This window comes from Streptococcus mitis, from assembly GCA_001560895.1.
GTDB lineage: Bacteria > Bacillota > Bacilli > Lactobacillales > Streptococcaceae > Streptococcus > Streptococcus mitis_Q.
Genome location: CP014326.1, coordinates 420,378 through 442,439 on the forward strand (window position 1 = coordinate 420,378; position 22,062 = coordinate 442,439).

14 protein-coding genes, 19 tRNA genes, 3 rRNA genes and 2 pseudogenes are annotated in these 22,062 nt (G+C 42.1%); 31 read left to right on the forward strand and 7 right to left on the reverse strand.

Translation table 11 applies throughout. The features are described 5' to 3' along the window. Positions 1–7: 7 nt before the first annotated feature. The 3 genes from AXK38_02220 to AXK38_02230 all read left to right on the forward strand — a co-directional run bounded on the left by AXK38_02220 (position 8) and on the right by AXK38_02230 (position 1,909). Positions 8–634, forward strand: coding sequence for a tRNA-binding protein (locus AXK38_02220; protein ID AMH88161.1), 627 nt, complete (start codon positions 8–10; stop codon positions 632–634). Between the two features lie 41 nt (positions 635–675). Continuing rightward, positions 676–1,437 (forward strand): NAD(P)-dependent oxidoreductase, encoded by a 762-nt coding sequence (locus tag AXK38_02225; protein AMH88162.1) that lies wholly within the window; start codon positions 676–678, stop codon positions 1,435–1,437. Positions 1,438–1,513: 76 nt separating this feature from the next. Then, a complete protein-coding gene (locus tag AXK38_02230) occupies positions 1,514–1,909 on the forward strand; it encodes a single-stranded DNA-binding protein (GenBank protein AMH88163.1) in 396 nt (131 codons plus the stop codon). Between the two features lie 47 nt (positions 1,910–1,956). Here AXK38_02230 and AXK38_02235 read toward each other — a convergent pair whose 3' ends face one another. Further along, positions 1,957–3,213 (reverse strand): transposase, encoded by a 1,257-nt coding sequence (locus tag AXK38_02235; protein AMH89605.1) that lies wholly within the window; start codon positions 3,211–3,213, stop codon positions 1,957–1,959. Between the two features lie 273 nt (positions 3,214–3,486). Here AXK38_02235 and AXK38_02240 point away from each other — a divergent pair, with 273 nt between their 5' ends. From AXK38_02240 to AXK38_02250, 3 genes are all read left to right on the forward strand, one after another. After that, positions 3,487–3,771 carry a co-chaperone GroES gene (locus AXK38_02240; GenBank protein AMH88164.1) on the forward strand — a complete coding sequence of 95 codons (285 nt, stop codon included), beginning with the start codon at positions 3,487–3,489 and terminating at the stop codon, positions 3,769–3,771. A gap of 15 nt (positions 3,772–3,786) precedes the next feature. After that, positions 3,787–5,409: a molecular chaperone GroEL gene (groEL, locus tag AXK38_02245; GenBank protein AMH88165.1), complete on the forward strand. Its 1,623-nt coding sequence runs from the start codon at positions 3,787–3,789 to the stop codon at positions 5,407–5,409. A 124-nt stretch (positions 5,410–5,533) separates the two neighbouring features. Next, complete coding sequence (locus AXK38_02250; GenBank protein ID AMH88166.1) at positions 5,534–6,301, forward strand: DNA integration/recombination/inversion protein; 768 nt, start codon at positions 5,534–5,536, stop codon at positions 6,299–6,301. A 222-nt stretch (positions 6,302–6,523) separates the two neighbouring features. Here AXK38_02250 and AXK38_02255 read toward each other — a convergent pair whose 3' ends face one another. Both AXK38_02255 and recX read right to left on the reverse strand, forming a co-directional pair. After that, complete coding sequence (locus tag AXK38_02255; GenBank protein AMH88167.1) at positions 6,524–7,057, reverse strand: hypothetical protein; 534 nt, start codon at positions 7,055–7,057, stop codon at positions 6,524–6,526. A gap of 88 nt (positions 7,058–7,145) precedes the next feature. Beyond that, positions 7,146–7,922: a recombination regulator RecX gene (gene recX, locus AXK38_02260; GenBank protein AMH88168.1), complete on the reverse strand. Its 777-nt coding sequence runs from the start codon at positions 7,920–7,922 to the stop codon at positions 7,146–7,148. A gap of 37 nt (positions 7,923–7,959) precedes the next feature. On the opposite strand from recX, the gene AXK38_02265 reads away from it, so the two are divergent. The 23 genes from AXK38_02265 to AXK38_02375 all read left to right on the forward strand — a co-directional run bounded on the left by AXK38_02265 (position 7,960) and on the right by AXK38_02375 (position 16,162). Further along, complete coding sequence (locus tag AXK38_02265) at positions 7,960–9,363, forward strand: RNA methyltransferase (GenBank protein AMH88169.1); 1,404 nt, start codon at positions 7,960–7,962, stop codon at positions 9,361–9,363. An 81-nt stretch (positions 9,364–9,444) separates the two neighbouring features. Next, positions 9,445–9,516, forward strand: a tRNA-Glu gene (locus AXK38_02270). Between the two features lie 250 nt (positions 9,517–9,766). Further along, positions 9,767–11,320: ribosomal RNA gene (locus AXK38_02275) — 16S ribosomal RNA — on the forward strand. Between the two features lie 44 nt (positions 11,321–11,364). After that, positions 11,365–11,437: transfer RNA gene (locus AXK38_02280), tRNA-Ala, on the forward strand. A 123-nt stretch (positions 11,438–11,560) separates the two neighbouring features. Next, a 23S ribosomal RNA gene (locus AXK38_02285) occupies positions 11,561–14,463 on the forward strand. 75 nt (positions 14,464–14,538) lie between these two features. Beyond that, positions 14,539–14,654, forward strand: a 5S ribosomal RNA gene (rrf, locus tag AXK38_02290). The 16S, 23S and 5S rRNA genes sit together here with 19 tRNA genes alongside, the layout of an rRNA operon. Before the next feature lie 4 nt (positions 14,655–14,658). Continuing rightward, a tRNA-Val gene (locus AXK38_02295) sits at positions 14,659–14,731 on the forward strand. 2 nt (positions 14,732–14,733) lie between these two features. Next, positions 14,734–14,806: transfer RNA gene (locus AXK38_02300), tRNA-Asp, on the forward strand. A gap of 24 nt (positions 14,807–14,830) precedes the next feature. Further along, a tRNA-Lys gene (locus AXK38_02305) sits at positions 14,831–14,903 on the forward strand. A gap of 5 nt (positions 14,904–14,908) precedes the next feature. Further along, a tRNA-Leu gene (locus AXK38_02310) sits at positions 14,909–14,990 on the forward strand. 18 nt (positions 14,991–15,008) lie between these two features. Next, positions 15,009–15,081, forward strand: a tRNA-Thr gene (locus AXK38_02315). Positions 15,082–15,103: 22 nt separating this feature from the next. Further along, positions 15,104–15,175 (forward strand) — tRNA-Gly (locus tag AXK38_02320). A gap of 7 nt (positions 15,176–15,182) precedes the next feature. Beyond that, positions 15,183–15,268, forward strand: a tRNA-Leu gene (locus AXK38_02325). Between the two features lie 11 nt (positions 15,269–15,279). Next, positions 15,280–15,353 (forward strand) — tRNA-Arg (locus AXK38_02330). A 14-nt stretch (positions 15,354–15,367) separates the two neighbouring features. Further along, positions 15,368–15,441: transfer RNA gene (locus tag AXK38_02335), tRNA-Pro, on the forward strand. A 5-nt stretch (positions 15,442–15,446) separates the two neighbouring features. Then, a tRNA-Met gene (locus AXK38_02340) sits at positions 15,447–15,520 on the forward strand. A 13-nt stretch (positions 15,521–15,533) separates the two neighbouring features. Beyond that, a tRNA-Met gene (locus tag AXK38_02345) sits at positions 15,534–15,607 on the forward strand. Positions 15,608–15,619: 12 nt separating this feature from the next. Continuing rightward, positions 15,620–15,709: transfer RNA gene (locus AXK38_02350), tRNA-Ser, on the forward strand. Between the two features lie 10 nt (positions 15,710–15,719). Next, a tRNA-Met gene (locus AXK38_02355) sits at positions 15,720–15,793 on the forward strand. Between the two features lie 3 nt (positions 15,794–15,796). Beyond that, positions 15,797–15,869, forward strand: a tRNA-Phe gene (locus tag AXK38_02360). 20 nt (positions 15,870–15,889) lie between these two features. Further along, a tRNA-Gly gene (locus AXK38_02365) sits at positions 15,890–15,960 on the forward strand. Between the two features lie 34 nt (positions 15,961–15,994). After that, positions 15,995–16,068, forward strand: a tRNA-Ile gene (locus AXK38_02370). A gap of 6 nt (positions 16,069–16,074) precedes the next feature. Then, positions 16,075–16,162 (forward strand) — tRNA-Ser (locus tag AXK38_02375). A gap of 67 nt (positions 16,163–16,229) precedes the next feature. Here the strand turns inward: AXK38_02375 and AXK38_02380 are convergent. The 4 genes and pseudogenes from AXK38_02380 to AXK38_02395 form a co-directional block, all read right to left on the reverse strand. Continuing rightward, complete coding sequence (locus AXK38_02380; GenBank protein ID AMH89606.1) at positions 16,230–17,486, reverse strand: transposase; 1,257 nt, start codon at positions 17,484–17,486, stop codon at positions 16,230–16,232. Between the two features lie 119 nt (positions 17,487–17,605). After that, positions 17,606–18,012 (reverse strand): annotated as a pseudogene (locus AXK38_02385) (transposase). After that, positions 18,009–18,772, reverse strand: a pseudogene (locus AXK38_02390) (transposase). The pseudogenes AXK38_02385 and AXK38_02390 overlap by 4 nt, the downstream one beginning before the upstream one ends. 168 nt (positions 18,773–18,940) lie before the next feature. Then, complete coding sequence (locus AXK38_02395) at positions 18,941–19,876, reverse strand: biotin--acetyl-CoA-carboxylase ligase (GenBank protein ID AMH88170.1); 936 nt, start codon at positions 19,874–19,876, stop codon at positions 18,941–18,943. 283 nt (positions 19,877–20,159) lie between these two features. On the opposite strand from AXK38_02395, the gene AXK38_02400 reads away from it, so the two are divergent. Both AXK38_02400 and AXK38_02405 read left to right on the forward strand, forming a co-directional pair. Then, positions 20,160–21,353, forward strand: coding sequence for a polymerase (locus AXK38_02400; protein ID AMH88171.1), 1,194 nt, complete (start codon positions 20,160–20,162; stop codon positions 21,351–21,353). A 144-nt stretch (positions 21,354–21,497) separates the two neighbouring features. After that, on the forward strand, positions 21,498–21,941 hold the full coding sequence (locus AXK38_02405; GenBank protein AMH88172.1) for a MarR family transcriptional regulator: 444 nt from the start codon (positions 21,498–21,500) through the stop codon (positions 21,939–21,941). The last annotated feature ends 121 nt before the right edge of the window (positions 21,942–22,062 follow it).

The following is a 22,062-nucleotide window of genomic DNA, read 5'->3' on the forward strand; positions in this document are numbered from 1 at the left end:
AGAAACAATGATTTTTACATATAATAAAGAACATGTCGGCGATGTCCTTATGATCATCGTGAAAAACAGCGGAGATGCCAAACTGGACGTGGAGCGCAAAGGCAAGGTAGCCCGTGTTTTCCTCAAAGAAAATGGGGAAACAGTGGCTTGGAATATTTTTGAAGTTTCAAGTTTATTTGAAATTGCAGAGCGCGGTCAAGTCTTTTTATCAGATGAGCAAGCCGCTCGTTTGAACCAAGAATTACAGGCGGAAGGTTTTACAGAAGAAATTGTTAATGACAAGGAACCTAAGTTTGTTGTTGGTGAGATTGTCGAGATGGTAGCTCATCCAGATAGTGACCACCTCAACATCTGCCAAGTTGCAGTCGCAAGTGACAAGACAGTGCAAATCGTTGCAGGGGCTCCTAATGCGCGTGTTGGGTTGAAAACCATTGTAGCTCTTCCAGGAGCAATGATGCCAAAAGGCAATCTCATTTTTCCAGGCGAGCTTCGTGGCGAAAAGAGTTTTGGCATGATGTGTAGTCCTCGTGAATTGCATCTGTCAAATGCTCCGCAAAAACGTGGTGTTATTGAATTATCAGAAGATCAAGTTGTCGGAACACCATTTGATCCAGCTAAACACTGGACTGCCTAAGAAGTTGTTAGTATCTGACAGACCAGCTAGAAGGAAATAAGATGGCAAAAAATGTTGTGATTACAGGAGCGACATCAGGAATTGGTGAAGCGATTGCGCGTGCTTATCTGGAGCAGGGGGAGAATGTTGTTTTAACAGGACGACGGATAGACAGACTTGAAGCCTTAAAAATTGAGTTTGCAGCAACCTATACAAATCAAACAGTTTGGACCTTTCCATTGGATGTGACGGATATGACTATGGTGAAGGCTGTCTGCTCTGATATTCTAGAAACGATAGGGAAGATTGACATCTTGGTTAATAACGCTGGACTGGCTCTAGGTTTAGCACCTTATCAGGACTATGAAGAACTGGATATGCTGATCATGCTGGATACCAATGTCAAGGGTTTGATGGCAGTCACTCGCTGTTTCTTGCCAGCAATGGTAAAAGCTAATCAGGGGCATATTATCAATATGGGGTCGACCGCAGGAATTTATGCCTATGCAGGTGCAGCAGTTTATTCAGCTACCAAGGCAGCGGTTAAGACCTTTTCAGATGGACTGCGAATTGATACCATTGCAACAGACATCAAGGTGACCACCATTCAGCCTGGAATTGTCGAAACAGATTTTTCTACAGTGCGTTTTCATGGTGACAAAGAGCGGGCTGCGACGGTCTATCAGGGAATTGAGGCCTTGCAAGCTCAGGATGTTGCAGACACAGTAGTCTATGTGACCAGTCAACCTCGTCGTGTGCAGATTACAGATATGACCATTATGGCCAATCAACAGGCAACAGGTTTCATGGTTCATAAAAACTAAAAAATTTCTTCGAAAAGTTACAAATTTCTGTAACTTTTTTGATTTCCTACGAATAGATAAGTAGGAGGAAGAAAATATGTATAATAAAGTTATTATGATTGGACGTTTAACGTCTACACCAGAATTGCACAAAACCAACAATGACAAGTCAGTTGCGCGAGCAACCATTGCTGTGAATCGTCGTTACAAAGACCAAAATGGTGAACGCGAAGCGGATTTTGTTAATATGGTTTTATGGGGAAGACTAGCAGAAACATTGGCAAGCTACGCAACCAAAGGCAGTCTTATTTCCGTGGATGGAGAATTGCGTACCCGTCGCTTCGAAAAAAATGGCCAGATGAACTATGTGACCGAGGTACTTGTGACAGGATTCCAACTCTTGGAAAGCCGAGCCCAACGTGCCATGCGAGAAAATAACGCAGGACAGGATTTGGCAGATCTAGTCTTGCAAGAGGAAGAATTGCCATTTTAAGCATTGAAAAGTCGGCTCTTTGTCAACTGTAGTGGGTTGAAGAAAAGCTAAGCTCGAGAAAGGACAAATTTCGTCCTTTCTTTTTTGATATTCAGAGCGATAAAAATCCGTTTTTTGAAGTTTTCAAAGTTCCGAAAACCAAAGGCATTGCGTTTGATAAGTTTGATGAGATTATTGGTTGCTTCTAATTTGGCATTAGAATAGGGTAACTGAAGGGCATTGACGATTTTCTCTTTGTCCTTTAGAAAGGTTTTAAAGACAGTCTTAAAAAGAGGATGAACTTTCTTTAGATTTTCCTCAATGAGTCCGAAAAATTTCTCCGGTTCCTTATTCTGAAAGTGAAAAAGCAAGAGTTGATAGAGATGATAGTGGTGTTTCAAGTCTTCTGAATAGCTCAAAAGCTTGTCAATAATCTCTTTATTGGTTAAGTGCATGCGAAAAGTAGGGCGATAAAATCGCTTATCACTCAGTTTACGGCTATCCTGTTGAATGAGTTTCCAGTAGCGCTTGATAGCCTTATATTCATGAGATTTTCGCTCAAATTGCTTCATGATTTGGACACGAACACGACTCATAGCACGGCTAAGATGTTGTACAATGTGGAAGCGATCTAGAACGATTTTGGCATACGGAAAAAGATGTTTAGCCAAGTCATAGTAAGGACTAAACATATCCATAGTAATGATTTTCACCTGACAACGAACAGAGCGATTGTAGCGCAGAAAATGATTTCTTATGATAGTTTGTGTTCTACCCTCAAGAACAGTGATAATATTGAGCTTATCAAAATCTTGAGCAATGAAACTCATCTTTCCCTTAGTGAAGGCATATTCGTCCCAGGACATAATCTCAGGGAGGTAAGAAAAATCAGACTTAAAACAGAAGTCATTGAGCTTGCGAATAACAGTTGAAGTTGAAATAGACAGCTGACGGGCAATATCGGTCATAGAAGTCTTCTCAATTAGCTTCTGGGCAATCTTTTGGTTGATGATACGAGGGATTTGGTGATTCTTCTTGACGAGAGAAGTCTCAGCTACCATCATTTTCGAGCAATGATAGCACTTGAATCGACGTTTTCTAAGGAGAATTCTAGTAGGCATACCAGTCGTTTCAAGGTAAGGAACCTTAGACGGTTTTTGGAAGTCATATTTCTTCATTTGACTTCCACACTCAGGACAAGATGGAGCGTCGTAGTCCAGTTTAGCGATGATTTCCTTGTGGGTATTCCTATTAATGACATCCATAATTTGGATATTTGGGTCTTTAATGTCTAGTAATTTTGTGATAAAATGTAATTGTTCCATAGGATTCTTTCTAATGATGGTTTGGTTGCTTTTCATTATAGATCTTATGGGACTTTTTTTCTACAACAAAATAGGCTCCATAATATCCATAGGGGATTTACCCACTACAAATATTATAGAGCCGAAAAGTCTGAGTTGGTCTCAGGCTTTTTATCTTGAGAAAGTCAGACTTTTTTCTTGACTATTTCTGACCAAGTGATACAATAGAATTATGAATTAGCACTCAGGTATAAAGAGTGCTAATGATATCTATCTCATTATGGAGGAAATCAGATGTTGAAACCATTAGGAGACCGTGTGGTCTTGAAAATCGAAGAAAAAGAACAAACTGTTGGAGGATTTGTCCTTGCAGGCTCAGCCCAAGAAAAAACAAAAACAGCCCAAGTTGTAGCTACTGGACAAGGTGTTCGTACCTTGAATGGTGACTTGGTTGCCCCAAGTGTTAAGACTGGCGACCGTGTCTTGGTTGAAGCCCATGCAGGTATTGATGTCAAAGATGGCGATGAAAAGTACATCATCGTAGGCGAAGCGAACATTTTGGCTATCATTGAAGAATAGAAGGAGAAAGTAAGTATGTCAAAAGAAATTAAATTTTCATCTGATGCTCGTTCAGCTATGGTCCGTGGTGTCGATATCCTTGCAGACACTGTTAAAGTAACATTAGGACCAAAAGGTCGTAATGTCGTTCTTGAAAAATCATTCGGTTCACCCCTCATCACCAATGACGGTGTGACCATTGCCAAAGAAATCGAGTTGGAAGATCATTTTGAAAATATGGGTGCCAAATTGGTATCAGAAGTGGCTTCAAAAACCAATGATATCGCAGGTGACGGGACTACAACTGCAACTGTTTTGACTCAAGCTATCGTCCGTGAAGGAATCAAAAACGTCACAGCAGGTGCAAATCCAATCGGCATTCGTCGTGGGATTGAAGCAGCAGTTGCCGCAGCAGTAGAAACCTTGAAAAATAATGCTATCCCAGTTGCTAATAAAGAAGCCATCGCTCAAGTTGCAGCCGTATCTTCTCGTTCTGAAAAAGTTGGTGAGTACATCTCTGAAGCCATGGAAAAAGTTGGCAAAGATGGAGTCATCACTATCGAAGAGTCACGTGGTATGGAAACAGAACTTGAAGTTGTGGAAGGAATGCAGTTTGACCGTGGTTACCTTTCACAGTACATGGTGACAGATAGCGAGAAAATGGTGGCTGACCTTGAAAATCCGTACATTTTGATTACAGACAAGAAAATTTCCAATATCCAAGAAGTTTTGCCACTATTGGAAAGCATTCTCCAAAGCAACCGTCCACTCTTGATTATTGCGGATGATGTAGATGGTGAAGCTCTTCCAACCCTTGTATTGAACAAGATTCGTGGAACCTTCAATGTGGTAGCAGTTAAGGCGCCCGGATTTGGTGACCGTCGCAAAGCGATGCTTGAAGATATCGCCATCTTGACAGGCGGAACAGTTATCACAGAAGATCTTGGTCTTGAGTTGAAAGATGCGACAATTGAAGCACTTGGTCAAGCAGCGAGAGTAACTGTGGACAAAGACAGCACTGTTATCGTAGAAGGTGCTGGAAATCCTGAAGCGATTTCTCACCGTGTTGCGGTTATCAAGTCTCAAATCGAAACTACAACATCTGAATTTGACCGCGAAAAATTGCAAGAACGCTTGGCAAAATTGTCAGGTGGTGTTGCAGTCATCAAGGTCGGAGCTGCAACTGAAACTGAGTTGAAAGAACTGAAACTCCGCATTGAAGATGCCCTCAACGCTACTCGTGCAGCCGTGGAAGAAGGAATCGTTGCTGGTGGTGGAACAGCTCTTGTAAATGTTATTCCAGCCGTGGCTAATTTGGAATTGACAGGAGATGAAGCGACAGGACGCAATATTGTTCTCCGTGCTTTGGAAGAACCTGTTCGTCAAATTGCCCACAATGCGGGATTCGAAGGCTCTATCGTTATCGATCGTTTGAAAAATGCTGAGCTTGGTACAGGCTTCAACGCAGCAACTGGTGAGTGGGTTAACATGATTGATCAAGGGATTATCGACCCAGTTAAAGTTAGCCGTTCAGCCCTACAAAACGCAGCATCTGTAGCCAGCTTGATTTTGACAACAGAAGCAGTCGTAGCCAATAAGCCAGAACCAGCAGCCCCAGCTCCAGCAATGGATCCAAGCATGATGGGCGGCATGATGTAAAAGCAACTTATAAAAAATACAAAAGGAGGGATGCGTATTTCCTCCTTTTATGGTTTTCTATTTTAAATAGATTTGAGCTCTCCTCACTTATATGATAAAATAAGACTAGAAAAAGGAGAAGAACATGATCGATGTAGAAGAAATTCTGAGCAAGATGAACCCCAATCAGAAGATTAATTATGACCGTGTCATGCAGAAAATGGTACAAGTATGGGAGAAAAATGAGCAGCGGCCAACCATTCTCATGCATGTTTGCTGTGCCCCTTGCAGTACCTATACCCTCGAATATTTGACCAAGTATGCAGATGTGACCATCTATTTTGCCAATTCTAATATCCATCCCAAGGCAGAATACCATAAGCGTGCCTATGTGACTAAAAAGTTTGTCAGTGATTTCAATGAGCGAACTGGCAATAACGTTCAATACCTAGAAGCTCCTTATGAACCTAACGAATATCGTAAACTGGTTCGAGGTTTGGAAGAAGAGCCTGAAGGTGGCGACCGTTGTAAGGTTTGCTTTGACTACCGTCTGGATAAAACAGCACAAGTGGCTATGGACTTGGGATTTGACTACTTTGGCTCAGCCTTGACCATCAGTCCTCATAAGAATTCTCAGACCATCAACAGCATCGGAATCGATGTGCAAAAGATTTATACCACCCACTATCTTCCCAGTGATTTCAAGAAAAATCAGGGTTACAAACGTTCAGTAGAGATGTGTGAAGAGTATGATATCTACCGTCAATGTTATTGTGGATGTGTCTATGCAGCCCAAGCTCAGAATATTGACCTGGTTCAGGTCAAGAAGGACGCCACAGCTTTCTTGCTGGATAAGGATGTTGAAAAAGACTATTCCCATATCAAATTTACAGTTACTAAATTAGATATATAAGGATAAGCCCAGCTGCAAAGCTGGGTTTTTATACTCTTCGAAAATCTCTTCAAACCGCGTCAACGTTGCCTTGCCGTATATATATGTGACTGACTTCGTCAGTCTTATCTATAACCTCAAAACAGTGTCTTGAGCAACCTGCGGCTAGTTTCCTAGTTTGCTCTTTGATTTTCATTGAGTATTAAAATAAAAAACCAGGGCTTTCACCCTAGTTTGACAACTTTACCGATTCTTTAGTTCTACATAGCGCTTGTACCAAATGTTTACATAGGCTTCTGAGAAAGGACCGCGTCCATTGTTAATCCAATCAACAAGAATTTTGACATGTTCTTTTAAAATATAGTCCAAGTCATCAGAATAATTCATTTTGCGTTTGTGACGCTCATACTCCTCAACGTCCAAGAGACGTTTTTCCCCATCTGTAAAAATTTTAACATCCAAATCGTAATCAATATACTTCAGTGCTTCTTCATCCAGATAGTAGGGGCTAGCCATATTGCAATAGTAGGAAATTCCATTATCGCGAATCATGGCAATGATATTAAACCAATATTTCTTGTGAAAGTAAACAATAGCCGGTTCTCGAGTGACCCAACGACGACCATCACTTTCGGTAACCAGTGTATGATCGTTGACACCAATAATGGCGTTTTCTGTTGTTTTTAGTACCATGGTGTCCCGCCAAGTTCGGTGGAGACTCCCATCATGCTTATAACTTTGAATTGTAATAAAGTCGCCTTCTTTTGGAAGCTTCATAACTAACCAACTTTCTACAATTTATAAGTTTATCGTTTACTATTGTACCATAAAATTACCTAAAATCTGTGAATTTTACATGAAAATATTACAGATATTCTCTGAGAGCGCTTGCTATATCCGAAAAATCGTAGCCCTTTCGTGCTAAAACTTGAGTTAAACGTTGTTTAAGTTCGTATCCTTCATATTTTCGGGTATACTTAGCATATTGCTTATCAAGTTCCTTGAAGATGAGTTCCTGAGTCGTTTCTTGGTCGACTTGACTATTCAACTGCTCAAAGGCGCTTTTAGCATCAGAATAAGAGAAGCCCTTGTTGGTCAAGTTTTGGATAATCTTATCTTGCAAGGCACGAGCTGGAAGTTTTCCCTCATATTTTTTCAATAGTTTATTAGCTACACGTTGAGCAACTTCCGAAAAATCAAATTCTTTCAAGTTCTCTTCTATAGTAGATTTTGAAATCTCCTTTTGTACTAATTTCTGAGTCAGTACATAAGGACCCTTGTCTCCTGAAAGTTGATTGGCATTGATGAAAGCGTAAGCGTACTGGCCATCATTAATCCACTTATCTTCTTTAAGATTAGCAATGACTTGAGAAACTATTTTTTCATTAATATCATATTTCTTCAGATATTCTCTGACCTCTTTTTCAGTACGTGCTTTAATGGATAGCTGGTAGAGGGCTAGATTCTTACCATAAGAAAATTGGGTAAAGTCCTGAATCTCCTTCAATTCCTCTTCGCTTATCACCTTATCTCTCGATAACATAAAACGAACAATTGTATCTTCAGTAATGTAGCATTTCTCGCCATTATCAAGCTCCATCAGATAGAGTCTTTTTTTCTTTTCAAGTTTTGTGATTTTCATAGTTCTATTATAACTCAAAATGTGATAAGATAGGGGTATGAATCTGAAAGTGAAACAAAAAATACCATTAAAAATCAAGCGCATGGGAATTAATGGTGAGGGAATTGGCTTTTATCAAAAAACATTAGTCTTTGTGCCTGGTGCTCTCAAAGGAGAAGATATCTATTGTCAGATTACTTCTATTAAACGTAACTTTGTTGAGGCAAAATTACTGAAGGTCAACAAGAAGTCTAAATTTCGAGTTGTACCAGCTTGTACTATTTACAATGAATGCGGAGGCTGTCAAATCATGCACCTGCATTATGATAAGCAGCTGGAGTTCAAGACAGACCTACTTCACCAAGCACTGAAAAAATTCGCCCCTGCAGGATATGAAAACTATGAAATACGTCCAACTATTGGAATGCAGGAACCCAAGTACTACCGTGCTAAGTTACAATTTCAGACTCGAAAATTTAAAAATCAGGTCAAAGCGGGCTTATATGCACAAAACTCTCATTATTTGGTAGAGTTGAAAGACTGTTTGGTACAAGATAAGGAAACCCAAGTGATTGCTAATCGTCTAGCAGAATTACTTACTTATCACCAGATTCCAATCACGGATGAGAGAAAAGTTCTAGGTGTTAGAACTATAATGGTCCGACGAGCAAGGAAGACCGGACAGGTTCAGATTATTATTGTTACAAACCGTCAGCTTAACTTAACCCAACTTGTAAAAGAATTAGTTAAAGATTTTCCAGAAATTGTGACAGTCGCTGTGAATACAAATACAGCTAAAACCAGTGAGATTTATGGTGAAAAGACAGAGATTATTTGGGGAGAAGAGAGTATTCAAGAAGGTGTACTCGATTATGAATTTTCACTATCTCCTCGCGCTTTCTATCAATTAAATCCAGAGCAGACAGAAGTTCTCTATAGCGAAGCGGTAAAAGCCCTGGATGTTACTAAAGAAGATCATTTAATTGATGCTTATTGTGGAGTTGGTACGATTGGATTTGCCTTTGCAAAGAAAGTAAATACACTTAGAGGTATGGATATTATTCCAGAAGCTATTGAAGATGCTAAGCGAAATGCTAAAAGAATGGGATTTGATAATACACATTACGAAGCAGGGACAGCAGAAGAGATTATTCCTCGATGGTATAAGGAAGGCTACAGAGCAGATGCACTGATTGTGGACCCACCACGTACAGGTCTGGATGATAAGTTGTTAGACACTATTCTTACCTATGTGCCAGAAAAAATGGTTTATATCTCTTGTAACGTTTCGACTTTGGCTCGTGATTTAGTACGCTTAGTAGAAGTTTATGATCTACATTATATCCAGTCGGTCGATATGTTCCCACATACCGCACGAACTGAGGCTGTTGTAAAGCTGATAAAAAAGAGAAAAGCAAAGTGTTTAAAGAGTTTGATATCCGAACCCGGTAGGAAGCTATGAAAAAAATTAAAAAAGTTTAAAAAAGTAGTTGACAAAAAATAAAAAGGCTGTATAATAGTAAGAGTTGAAAATAACAACTCAGGTCCGTTGGTCAAGGGGTTAAGACACCGCCTTTTCACGGCGGTAACACGGGTTCGAATCCCGTACGGACTATGGTATGTTGCAGATGGAACACTTGATGAAAAAAGTTTTAAAAAAACTTAAAAAAGTTTCAAAAAAGTGTTGACAAGCGAAAGCGACTGTGATATACTAATATAGTTGTCACTTGAGAGAAGTGAGTGACAAAGACCTTTGAAAACTGAACAAGACGAACCAATGTGCAGGGCACTACAACTAAGGTTGTAGTACTGAACAATGAAAAACAATAAATCTGTCAGTGACAGAAATGAGTGAGAGCTCAAACTTTTAATGAGAGTTTGATCCTGGCTCAGGACGAACGCTGGCGGCGTGCCTAATACATGCAAGTAGAACGCTGAAGGGAGAGCTTGCTCTTCTGGATGAGTTGCGAACGGGTGAGTAACGCGTAGGTAACCTGCCTGGTAGCGGGGGATAACTATTGGAAACGATAGCTAATACCGCATAATAGTAGATGTTGCATGACATTTGCTTGAAAGGTGCAATTGCATCACTACCAGATGGACCTGCGTTGTATTAGCTAGTTGGTGGGGTAACGGCTCACCAAGGCGACGATACATAGCCGACCTGAGAGGGTGATCGGCCACACTGGGACTGAGACACGGCCCAGACTCCTACGGGAGGCAGCAGTAGGGAATCTTCGGCAATGGACGGAAGTCTGACCGAGCAACGCCGCGTGAGTGAAGAAGGTTTTCGGATCGTAAAGCTCTGTTGTAAGAGAAGAACGAGTGTGAGAGTGGAAAGTTCACACTGTGACGGTATCTTACCAGAAAGGGACGGCTAACTACGTGCCAGCAGCCGCGGTAATACGTAGGTCCCGAGCGTTGTCCGGATTTATTGGGCGTAAAGCGAGCGCAGGCGGTTAGATAAGTCTGAAGTTAAAGGCTGTGGCTTAACCATAGTACGCTTTGGAAACTGTTTAACTTGAGTGCAAGAGGGGAGAGTGGAATTCCATGTGTAGCGGTGAAATGCGTAGATATATGGAGGAACACCGGTGGCGAAAGCGGCTCTCTGGCTTGTAACTGACGCTGAGGCTCGAAAGCGTGGGGAGCAAACAGGATTAGATACCCTGGTAGTCCACGCCGTAAACGATGAGTGCTAGGTGTTAGACCCTTTCCGGGGTTTAGTGCCGCAGCTAACGCATTAAGCACTCCGCCTGGGGAGTACGACCGCAAGGTTGAAACTCAAAGGAATTGACGGGGGCCCGCACAAGCGGTGGAGCATGTGGTTTAATTCGAAGCAACGCGAAGAACCTTACCAGGTCTTGACATCCCTCTGACCGCTCTAGAGATAGAGTTTTCCTTCGGGACAGAGGTGACAGGTGGTGCATGGTTGTCGTCAGCTCGTGTCGTGAGATGTTGGGTTAAGTCCCGCAACGAGCGCAACCCCTATTGTTAGTTGCCATCATTTAGTTGGGCACTCTAGCGAGACTGCCGGTAATAAACCGGAGGAAGGTGGGGATGACGTCAAATCATCATGCCCCTTATGACCTGGGCTACACACGTGCTACAATGGCTGGTACAACGAGTCGCAAGCCGGTGACGGCAAGCTAATCTCTTAAAGCCAGTCTCAGTTCGGATTGTAGGCTGCAACTCGCCTACATGAAGTCGGAATCGCTAGTAATCGCGGATCAGCACGCCGCGGTGAATACGTTCCCGGGCCTTGTACACACCGCCCGTCACACCACGAGAGTTTGTAACACCCGAAGTCGGTGAGGTAACCGTAAGGAGCCAGCCGCCTAAGGTGGGATAGATGATTGGGGTGAAGTCGTAACAAGGTAGCCGTATCGGAAGGTGCGGCTGGATCACCTCCTTTCTAAGGATAAGGAACTGCGCATTGGTCTTGTTTAGTCTTGAGAGGTCTTGTGGGGCCTTAGCTCAGCTGGGAGAGCGCCTGCTTTGCACGCAGGAGGTCAGCGGTTCGATCCCGCTAGGCTCCATTGGTGAGAGATCACCAAGTAATGCACATTGAAAATTGAATATCTATATCAAATAGTAACAAGAAAATAAACCGAAAACGCTGTAGTATTAATAAGAGTTTATGACTGAAAGGTCAGAAAATAAGGTTAAGTTAATAAGGGCGCACGGTGGATGCCTTGGCACTAGGAGCCGAAGAAGGACGTGACAAACGACGATATGCCTTGGGTAGCTGTAAGTAAGCGATGATCCAGGGATTTCCGAATGGGGGAACCCAACAGGTACTACCTGTTACCCATATCTGTTAAGGATATGAGGAGGAAGACGCAGTGAACTGAAACATCTAAGTAGCTGCAGGAAGAGAAAGCAAAAGCGATTGCCTTAGTAGCGGCGAGCGAAACGGCAGAAGGGCAAACCGAAGAGTTTACTCTTCGGGGTTGTAGGACTGCAATGTGGACTCAAAGATTATAGAAGAATGATTTGGGAAGATCAGCCAAAGAGAGTAATAGCCTCGTATTTAAAATAGTCTTTGTACCTAGCAGTATCCTGAGTACGGCGGGACACGTGAAATCCCGTCGGAATCTGGGAGGACCATCTCCCAACCCTAAATACTCCCTAGTGACCGATAGTGAACCAGTACCGTGAGGGAAAGGTGAAAAGCACCCCGGGAGGGGAGTGAAATAGAACCTGAAACCGTGTGCCTACAACAAGTTCGAGCCCGTTAATGGGTGAGAGCGTGCCTTTTGTAGAATGAACCGGCGAGTTACGTTATGATGCGAGGTTAAGTTGAAGAGACGGAGCCGTAGGGAAACCGAGTCTGAATAGGGCGAATTAGTATCATGACGTAGACCCGAAACCATGTGACCTACCCATGAGCAGGTTGAAGGTGCGGTAAGACGCACTGGAGGACCGAACCAGGGCACGTTGAAAAGTGCTTGGATGACTTGTGGGTAGCGGAGAAATTCCAAACGAACTTGGAGATAGCTGGTTCTCTCCGAAATAGCTTTAGGGCTAGCGTCGACATTAAGATTCTTGGAGGTAGAGCACTGTTTGGGTGAGGGGTCCATCCCGGATTACCAATCTCAGATAAACTCCGAATGCCAATGAATTATGGTCGGCAGTCAGACTGCGAGTGCTAAGATCCGTAGTCGAAAGGGAAACAGCCCAGACCACCAGCTAAGGTCCCAAAATAATTGTTAAGTGGAAAAGGATGTGGGGTTGCACAGACAACTAGGATGTTAGCTTAGAAGCAGCTATTCATTCAAAGAGTGCGTAATAGCTCACTAGTCGAGTGACCCTGCGCCGAAAATGTACCGGGGCTAAAACAATTTACCGAAGCTGTGGATACCTTTATAGGTATGGTAGGAGAGCGTTCTATGTGTGAAGAAGGTGTACCGTGAGGAGTGCTGGAACGCATAGAAGTGAGAATGCCGGTATGAGTAGCGAAAGACAGGTGAGAATCCTGTCCACCGTAAGACTAAGGTTTCCAGGGGAAGGCTCGTCCGCCCTGGGTTAGTCGGGACCTAAGGAGAGACCGAAAGGTGTATCCGATGGACAACAGGTTGATATTCCTGTACTAGAGTATGTAGTGATGGAGGGACGCAGTAGGCTAACTAAAGCAGACGATTGGAAGTGTCTGTCTAAGCAGTGAGGTGTGATATGAGTCAAATGCTTATATCTGTAACATTGAGCTGTGATGGGGAGCGAAGTTTAGTAGCGAAGTTAGTGACGTCACACTGCCAAGAAAAGCTTCTAGCGTTTAAACATACTCTACCCGTACCGCAAACCGACACAGGTAGTCGAGGCGAGTAGCCTCAGGTGAGCGAGAGAACTCTCGTTAAGGAACTCGGCAAAATGACCCCGTAACTTCGGGAGAAGGGGTGCTGACTTTACGTCAGCCGCAGTGAATAGGCCCAAGCAACTGTTTATCAAAAACACAGCTCTCTGCTAAATCGTAAGATGATGTATAGGGGGTGACGCCTGCCCGGTGCTGGAAGGTTAAGAGGAGTGCTTAGCGTAAGCGAAGGTATGAATTGAAGCCCCAGTAAACGGCGGCCGTAACTATAACGGTCCTAAGGTAGCGAAATTCCTTGTCGGGTAAGTTCCGACCCGCACGAAAGGCGTAATGATTTGGGCACTGTCTCAACGAGAGACTCGGTGAAATTTTAGTACCTGTGAAGATGCAGGTTACCCGCGACAGGACGGAAAGACCCCATGGAGCTTTACTGCAGTTTGATATTGAGTGTCTGTACCACATGTACAGGATAGGTAGGAGTCTATGAGATCGGGACGCCAGTTTCGAAGGAGACGTTGTTGGGATACTACCCTTGTGTTATGGCCACTCTAACCCGGATAGGTGATCCCTATCGGAGACAGTGTCTGACGGGCAGTTTGACTGGGGCGGTCGCCTCCTAAAAGGTAACGGAGGCGCCCAAAGGTTCCCTCAGAATGGTTGGAAATCATTCGCAGAGTGTAAAGGTATAAGGGAGCTTGACTGCGAGAGCTACAACTCGAGCAGGGACGAAAGTCGGGCTTAGTGATCCGGTGGTTCCGTATGGAAGGGCCATCGCTCAACGGATAAAAGCTACCCTGGGGATAACAGGCTTATCTCCCCCAAGAGTTCACATCGACGGGGAGGTTTGGCACCTCGATGTCGGCTCGTCGCATCCTGGGGCTGTAGTCGGTCCCAAGGGTTGGGCTGTTCGCCCATTAAAGCGGCACGCGAGCTGGGTTCAGAACGTCGTGAGACAGTTCGGTCCCTATCCGTCGCGGGCGTAGGAAATTTGAGAGGATCTGCTCCTAGTACGAGAGGACCAGAGTGGACTTACCGCTGGTGTACCAGTTGTCTTGCCAAAGGCATCGCTGGGTAGCTATGTAGGGAAGGGATAAACGCTGAAAGCATCTAAGTGTGAAACCCACCTCAAGATGAGATTTCCCATGATTTTATATCAGTAAGAGCCCTGAGAGATGATCAGGTAGATAGGTTAGAAGTGGAAGTGTGGCGACACATGTAGCGGACTAATACTAATAGCTCGAGGACTTATCCAAAGTAACTGAGAATATGAAAGCGCAAGGTTTTCTTGATTTGAATAGATATTCAATTTTGAGTAGGTATTACTCAGAGTTAAGTGACGATAGCCTAGGAGATACACCTGTACCCATGCCGAACACAGAAGTTAAGCCCTAGAACGCCGGAAGTAGTTGGGGGTTGCCCCCTGTGAGATATGGAAGTCGCTTAGCTCTAGGGAGTTTAGCTCAGCTGGGAGAGCATCTGCCTTACAAGCAGAGGGTCAGCGGTTCGATCCCGTTAACTCCCATAGGTCCCGTAGTGTAGCGGTTATCACGTCGCCCTGTCACGGCGAAGATCGCGGGTTCGATTCCCGTCGGGACCGTTTAAGATAACGAAAGTTATTTTAGACTCGTTAGCTCAGTTGGTAGAGCAATTGACTTTTAATCAATGGGTCACTGGTTCGAGCCCAGTACGGGTCATATATGCGGGTTTGGCGGAATTGGCAGACGCACCAGATTTAGGATCTGGCGCTTAACGGCGTGGGGGTTCAAGTCCCTTAACCCGCATTAAGATATAATAAATGAGCCGGCTTAGCTCAGTTGGTAGAGCATCTGATTTGTAATCAGAGGGTCGCGTGTTCAAGTCATGTAGCCGGCATTTTTAGATAGAAGAAAATAGTGCGAACGTAGTTCAGTGGTAGAACACCACCTTGCCAAGGTGGGGGTCGCGGGTTCGAATCCCGTCGTTCGCTTAGAGAGGCCGGGGTGGCGGAACTGGCAGACGCACAGGACTTAAAATCCTGCGATTGGTAACGATCGTACCGGTTCGATTCCGGTCCTCGGCATAACATAATGAGCACCCTTAGCTCAACTGGATAGAGTACCTGACTACGAATCAGGCGGTTAGAGGTTCGACTCCTCTAGGGTGCATTTTCTATTTAACTCGGGAAGTAGCTCAGCTTGGTAGAGTACTTGGTTTGGGACCAAGGTGTCGCAGGTTCGAATCCTGTCTTCCCGATATATGGCGGTGTAGCTCAGCTGGCTAGAGCGTCCGGTTCATACCCGGGAGGTCGGGGGTTCGATCCCCTTCGCCGCTATAAAGATCTTGTTGGACCTTTAGCTCAGCTGGTTAGAGCTCTCGGCTCATAACCGAGTGGTCGTAGGTTCAAGTCCTACAAGGTCCATTTGAATAGTATGGAGGATTACCCAAGTCCGGCTGAAGGGAACGGTCTTGAAAACCGTCAGGCGTGTAAAAGCGTGCGTGGGTTCGAATCCCACATCCTCCTTTTTTATTAACGCGGGATGGAGCAGCTCGGTAGCTCGTCGGGCTCATAACCCGAAGGTCGTAGGTTCAAATCCTGCTCCCGCAATAAGGCTCGGTAGCTCAGTTGGTAGAGCAATGGATTGAAGCTCCATGTGTCGGCGGTTCGATTCCGTCTCGCGCCATTTTTATTAATAGTATGTATGCGGGTGTAGTTTAGTGGTAAAACTACAGCCTTCCAAGCTGTTGTCGCGAGTTCGATTCTCGTCACCCGCTTTGAACTTTGTTCAAATTACCAAGTTTTTAACTTGGGCGCGTAGCTCAGGTGGTTAGAGCGCACGCCTGATAAGCGTGAGGTCGGTGGTTCGAGTCCACTCGTGCCCATTAATTGGAGAATTACTCAAGAGGCTGAAGAGGACGGTTTGCTAAATCGTTAGGTCGGGTAACTGGCGCAAGGGTTCGAATCCCTTATTCTCCGTTTGAATGAGAGTTTATAACTCTTTTTTATTCCGGCTCATTATCAACTGTAGTGGGTTGAAGAAAAGCTAAGCTCGAGAAAGGACAAATTTCGTTCTTTCTTTTTTGATATTCAGAGCGATAAAAATCCGTTTTTTGAAGTTTTCAAAGTTCCGAAAACCAAAGGCATTGCGTTTGATAAGTTTGATGAGATTATTGGTTGCTTCTAATTTGGCATTAGAATAGGGTAACTGAAGGGCATTGACGATTTTCTCTTTGTCCTTTAGAAAGGTTTTAAAGACAGTCTTAAAAAGAGGATGAACTTTCTTTAGATTTTCCTCAATGAGTCCGAAAAATTTCTCCGGTTCCTTATTCTGAAAGTGAAAAAGCAAGAGTTGATAGAGATGATAGTGGTGTTTCAAGTCTTCTGAATAGCTCAAAAGCTTGTCAATAATCTCTTTATTGGTTAAGTGCATGCGAAAAGTAGGGCGATAAAATCGCTTATCACTCAGTTTACGGCTATCCTGTTGAATGAGTTTCCAGTAGCGCTTGATAGCCTTATATTCATGAGATTTTCGCTCAAATTGCTTCATGATTTGGACACGAACACGACTCATAGCACGGCTAAGATGTTGTACAATGTGGAAGCGATCTAGAACGATTTTGGCATACGGAAAAAGATGTTTAGCCAAGTCATAGTAAGGACTAAACATATCCATAGTAATGATTTTCACCTGACAACGAACAGAGCGATTGTAGCGCAGAAAATGATTTCTTATGATAGTTTGTGTTCTACCCTCAAGAACAGTGATAATATTGAGCTTATCAAAATCTTGAGCAATGAAACTCATCTTTCCCTTAGTGAAGGCATATTCGTCCCAGGACATAATCTCAGGGAGGTAAGAAAAATCAGACTTAAAACAGAAGTCATTGAGCTTGCGAATAACAGTTGAAGTTGAAATAGACAGCTGACGGGCAATATCGGTCATAGAAGTCTTCTCAATTAGCTTCTGGGCAATCTTTTGGTTGATGATACGAGGGATTTGGTGATTCTTCTTGACGAGAGAAGTCTCAGCTACCATCATTTTCGAGCAATGATAGCACTTGAATCGACGTTTTCTAAGGAGAATTCTAGTAGGCATACCAGTCGTTTCAAGGTAAGGAACCTTAGACGGTTTTTGGAAGTCATATTTCTTCATTTGACTTCCACACTCAGGACAAGATGGAGCGTCGTAGTCCAGTTTAGCGATGATTTCCTTGTGGGTATTCCTATTAATGACATCCATAATTTGGATATTTGGGTCTTTAATGTCTAGTAATTTTGTGATAAAATGTAATTGTTCCATAGGATTCTTTCTAATGATGGTTTGGTTGCTTTTCATTATAGATCTTATGGGACTTTTTTTCTACAACAAAATAGGCTCCATAATATCCATAGGGGATTTACCCACTACAAATATTATAGAGCCATTATTGGTTGCTTCCAATTTGCGTTGGAGTAGAGTAGTTGAAGGGCGTGGACGATTTTCTTCTTGTCCTTGAGGAAGGTTTGAAAGACAGTCTGAAAAAAGGATTAACCTGCTTAATATTGTCCTCAATAAGTCCGAAAAATGTCCCTGGTTCCTTATTCTGGAAGTGAAAAAGCAAGAGCTGATAGAGATTATAGTGGAGTTTCAAGTCTTCTGAATAGCTCAAAAGCTTATCTAGAATCTCTTTATTAGTTAAGTGCATATGAAAAGTAGGGCGATAAAATCGCTTAGCACTGAGTTTACGACTATCCTGTTGAATGAGTTTCCAGTAACGCTTGATAGCCTTGTATTCATGAGATTTTCGCTCAAATTGATTCATGATTTGGACACGCAAATGATTCATAGCACGGTTAAGATGTTGTACAATATGAAAACGATTAAGTACAATTTTTGCATTAGGGAGTGAAACAGTCTGGGAGACTGTTTCAGGCTGATCCTAGAAATTCGAAAGCGAAGCTGTTTAGCCAAGTCGTAGTAAGGGCTAAACATATCCATAGTAATGATTTTCACCTGACAGCGAATGACTCTATCGTAGAGCAGAAAGTGATTTCGATGATAGTCTGGGTTCTACCTTCAAGCACGGTGATAATGTTGAGATTGTCAAAATCTTGCGCAATAAAGCTCATCTTTCCCTTGGTGAAGGCGTACTCATCCCAGGACATAATCTTAGGAAGGCTAGAAAAATCATGCTTAAAACGGAAGTCATTGAGCTTACGGATGACAGTTGAAGTTGAAATGGCCAGCTGATGGGCAATGTCGGTCATAGAAGTCTTTTCAATCAACTTTTGCGCAATTTTTTGGTTGATGATACGAGAAATTTGATGATTATTCTTGACGAGATAGGTTTCGGCAACAATCATTTTAAAGCAATGATAGAACTTGAATCGACGTTTTTTAAGGAGAATTTTAGTAGGCATACCAGTTGTTTCAAGGTAAGGAATCTTGGACGGTTTTTGAAAGTCATATTTCTTCATTTGGTTTCTGCAATCAGGACAAGGTGGAGCCTCATAATCCAGTTTAGCGATGATTTTTTTGTGAGTATCCCTATTAATAACATTCACAAATTGGATATTATGGCCTTTAATGTCTAATAATTTTGTAATTGTTCCATATGATTCTTTCTAATGATGGTTTGGCCGCTTTTCATTATAGATCTTATGGGACTTTTTTCTACAATAAAATAGGCTCCATAATATTCATAGGAAATTTACCCATTACAAATGTTATAGAGACTTTTTATATAGTTTATTTTTTGTTGTATAACTTTGCTATTACTTCCAACTCTTGAGTGAAATTTCTCCGCTATTTAGCCAGATTTCTTTTCCGTTATCACATTGTACTAAAAGTTTTCCACTTTCAGAGATGTCTTTAGCAAGTCCTTTGTAGTCTTTTTGATCTAGTGTAAAAGTAACTTCTTTTCCTAGGACGAATGACTGTTTTTTATATAGGTATAATAGCTCTTCTGCTGGTGTTTCGAAGAAAGCACGCCAGATTTCTATGATTAATTCATTCCTTGTTATAGGAGATGGTGCTTTAAATAAGCTAGCAGCTTTTTCTTTTAATTCTTGTGGGAAATCATTAATAGTGAAGTTGATTCCTACTCCAATAATGATATCTGTGACTAAGCCTGTTTCTACAGAGGTCATTGCCTCAGTGAGGATTCCTCCAATTTTATGATTTTTGAGGTAGATATCGTTGACCCATTTTATGTCGACATCTATTAAAGTTAGGTTCTTAATGGCTTTGTAGATAGCTCCAGCTACAAGTAGTGTGTAGGATGGTAATTTGTCGTAAGGAAGATTTGGTTTAAGATGGAGTGTCATATAAATGCCACCTTGTGGGGAGTAGAAAGAACGTTGAAAACGGCCTCGGCCAGCTGTTTGATAGGCAGCTAGATAGAGGGTATTTGCTTCATTCCCTAAATCAATTGCTTCTTTTGCATCTAGTTGTGTTGATTTAGTCTCAGTTTTAAAGCTAACTTTAATTGGAAGATTTTCTTCTAGAATCTCTGGAAGAATAAGGTCTCCATTCATCAATTTATAGCCTTTGTTTTTGATGCTATCAATTTCAATGCCTTCTTGTTCTAATCGCTTGATGGCTTTCCAAATCGATGTTCGACTGAGGGATAGTTCTTCTGCAATCTTTTCTCCGCTGATATAATCGGTTTCTTTTGCTATAATTTGGTAGACGGCTTGGTAGGATTTCATAGTGTTTCCTTTCTTTAGGAATTGTAAATGATTTAAATATAGTTTGTATAGTTGCTTCTAATCTTTATTTTATTACTACTATTTTAACATATGCCTAGTATTTTCGGCACGATTTTTTAGAGTGAATCTAGTCATTAAGATTGAGTTATGAAATCTCAGTATTTTTGCTCGCTTTTTTACCCAGGGAAGCGTTTCCTTTGTTTTCAAATTGCTAAAAAAGTGGTACAATATAGGATAGCTTACTATTATCTGAATCAATTGATTTGGAGAGAAAGGATTCATTTTGAAATCAATAGGCTTTATTGAAAAGCTGAAAGGGTTGTCTAGTAAAGAGCTGATTTTATTGGGAATTATCCTGAGTATCTTTTTACCCTTTTATCTTTTTGTAGTTGTATTCTGTTTATATATTATCAGTTTGATTTTTACAGGAGACATGAAAAGTATTCTTCAGAAAATGGGGGAGCATCCGATGCTGCTTCTTTTTCTTGGCTATAGTACTGTTATATCCGTTTTTGCACAAAATTGGATGGGAGTTGTAGCTTCAGTAGGAATGTTTCTATTTACTGTTTTCTTTTTGCACTATCAGTCGATTTTATCACATAAATTCTTTCGCTTGATTTTGCAGCTCGTCTTGTTTGGTAGCGTATTGTCAGCTGCTTTTGCGAGTTTAGAACATTTCCAAATTGTGAAGAAATTTAACTATGCTTTTCTTTCACCCAATATGCAGGTGTGGCATCAGAATCGTGCAGAAGTGACCTTCTTTAATCCTAATTATTATGGAATTATTTGTTGTTTCTGTATCATGATTGCTTTCTATCTGTTTACAACGACCAAGTTGAATTGGTTGAAAGTATTCTGTGTGTTTGCAGGCTTTGTTAATCTCTTTGGATTGAACTTTACTCAAAATCGAACTGCCTTTCCTGCTATTATCGCTGGAGCAATCATCTATCTCTTTACGACCATTAAAAACTGGAAGGCCTTTTGGCTTAGTATTGGGGTCTTCGCGATCGGCTTGAGTTTCCTCTTTTCTAGTGATTTGGGAGTTCGGATGGGGACTTTAGATTCTTCTATGGAAGAACGTATTTCTATCTGGGATGCAGGGATGGCCTTGTTTAAGCAAAATCCTTTTTGGGGTGAGGGGCCATTAACCTATATGCACTCTTATCCTCGGATAAATGCTCCTTATCATGAACATGCTCACAGTCTGTATATTGACACGATTCTGAGTTACGGAATTGTGGGGACTATTTTATTAGTTTTGTCTTCTGTTGCTCCTGTTCGATTGATGATGGATATGAGTCAGGAGTCGGGAAAACGTCCGATTATCGGTCTTTATCTATCTTTCCTTACAGTGGTTGCTGTACACGGAATCTTTGACCTGGCCCTCTTCTGGATTCAGTCAGGCTTTATTTTCTTGCTAGTTATGTGCAGTATTCTGTTGGAACATCGAACTTTGGTATCGGACATGACGGATTAAGTATATAAGATTACAATCTTCTACCTTGGGTGGGAGATTTTTTTACTGGGAAAAATTATTTCCAAATCGAAATAGTTGACAGATGGAATGGCGAGTGTTACAATTGCTTTATTCGTTTCGATATGGAAATAAATTGGAGGTGTCATGAAAGATAGTCATTTGCTAGCTCATCATATTCGTTTGTTGAATGGGCGGATTTTTCAAAAGTTACTAAGTCGGGATTCTGAAGCTCTTTATCGTAGTGAGCAGGGAAAGATTTTAGCGGTTTTATGGAATAGTGAAACTGGCTGCGCAACTGCGACAGATATTGCTCTGGCGACTGGGCTTGCTAACAATACACTGACGACGATGATTAAAAAGCTAGAGGAACAAAATCTTGTAACTATTAGTCCATGTGGAGAAGATAAGCGTAAGAAGTATCTGGTTTTAACAGAGTTGGGGCAGTCTCAGAAAGAAGTGGGGCATCGTGTCAGTCAGAAATTGGATACGATCTTTTACAAAGGATTTTCAGAGGAAGAAATTCGTAAGTTTGAAGCCTTTCAAGAAAGAATTTTGGCGAATCTGAAAGAGGAGGAAAATGAGGATTAAAATAGTGCAAATTAGCTGTTTATAAGTAAAGGCCACTTTTGACTTTGTTTTCCAACTCTTAGGACAAGGAAACTATGTGGTTAGCTATGGTCAGAATCGGATTGGTTGAGTTGCCTATGCC

Excerpts from the sequence above, each read along its gene's own strand:
- AXK38_02240 (AMH88164.1), top strand. The coding sequence starts at position 3,487 with ATGTTGAAACCATTAGGAGACCGTGTGGTCTTGAAAATCGAAGAAAAA.
- AXK38_02380 (AMH89606.1), bottom strand. The coding sequence starts at position 17,486 with ATGGAACAATTACATTTTATCACAAAATTACTAGACATTAAAGACCCA.
- AXK38_02220 (AMH88161.1), top strand. The coding sequence starts at position 8 with ATGATTTTTACATATAATAAAGAACATGTCGGCGATGTCCTTATGATC.
- AXK38_02265 (AMH88169.1), top strand. The coding sequence starts at position 7,960 with ATGAATCTGAAAGTGAAACAAAAAATACCATTAAAAATCAAGCGCATG.
- AXK38_02250 (AMH88166.1), top strand. The coding sequence starts at position 5,534 with ATGATCGATGTAGAAGAAATTCTGAGCAAGATGAACCCCAATCAGAAG.
- AXK38_02405 (AMH88172.1), top strand. The coding sequence starts at position 21,498 with ATGAAAGATAGTCATTTGCTAGCTCATCATATTCGTTTGTTGAATGGG.
- AXK38_02225 (AMH88162.1), top strand. The coding sequence starts at position 676 with ATGGCAAAAAATGTTGTGATTACAGGAGCGACATCAGGAATTGGTGAA.
- recX (AMH88168.1), bottom strand. The coding sequence starts at position 7,922 with ATGAAAATCACAAAACTTGAAAAGAAAAAAAGACTCTATCTGATGGAG.
- AXK38_02395 (AMH88170.1), bottom strand. The coding sequence starts at position 19,876 with ATGAAATCCTACCAAGCCGTCTACCAAATTATAGCAAAAGAAACCGAT.
- groEL (AMH88165.1), top strand. The coding sequence starts at position 3,787 with ATGTCAAAAGAAATTAAATTTTCATCTGATGCTCGTTCAGCTATGGTC.
- AXK38_02235 (AMH89605.1), bottom strand. The coding sequence starts at position 3,213 with ATGGAACAATTACATTTTATCACAAAATTACTAGACATTAAAGACCCA.
- AXK38_02230 (AMH88163.1), top strand. The coding sequence starts at position 1,514 with ATGTATAATAAAGTTATTATGATTGGACGTTTAACGTCTACACCAGAA.
- AXK38_02255 (AMH88167.1), bottom strand. The coding sequence starts at position 7,057 with ATGAAGCTTCCAAAAGAAGGCGACTTTATTACAATTCAAAGTTATAAG.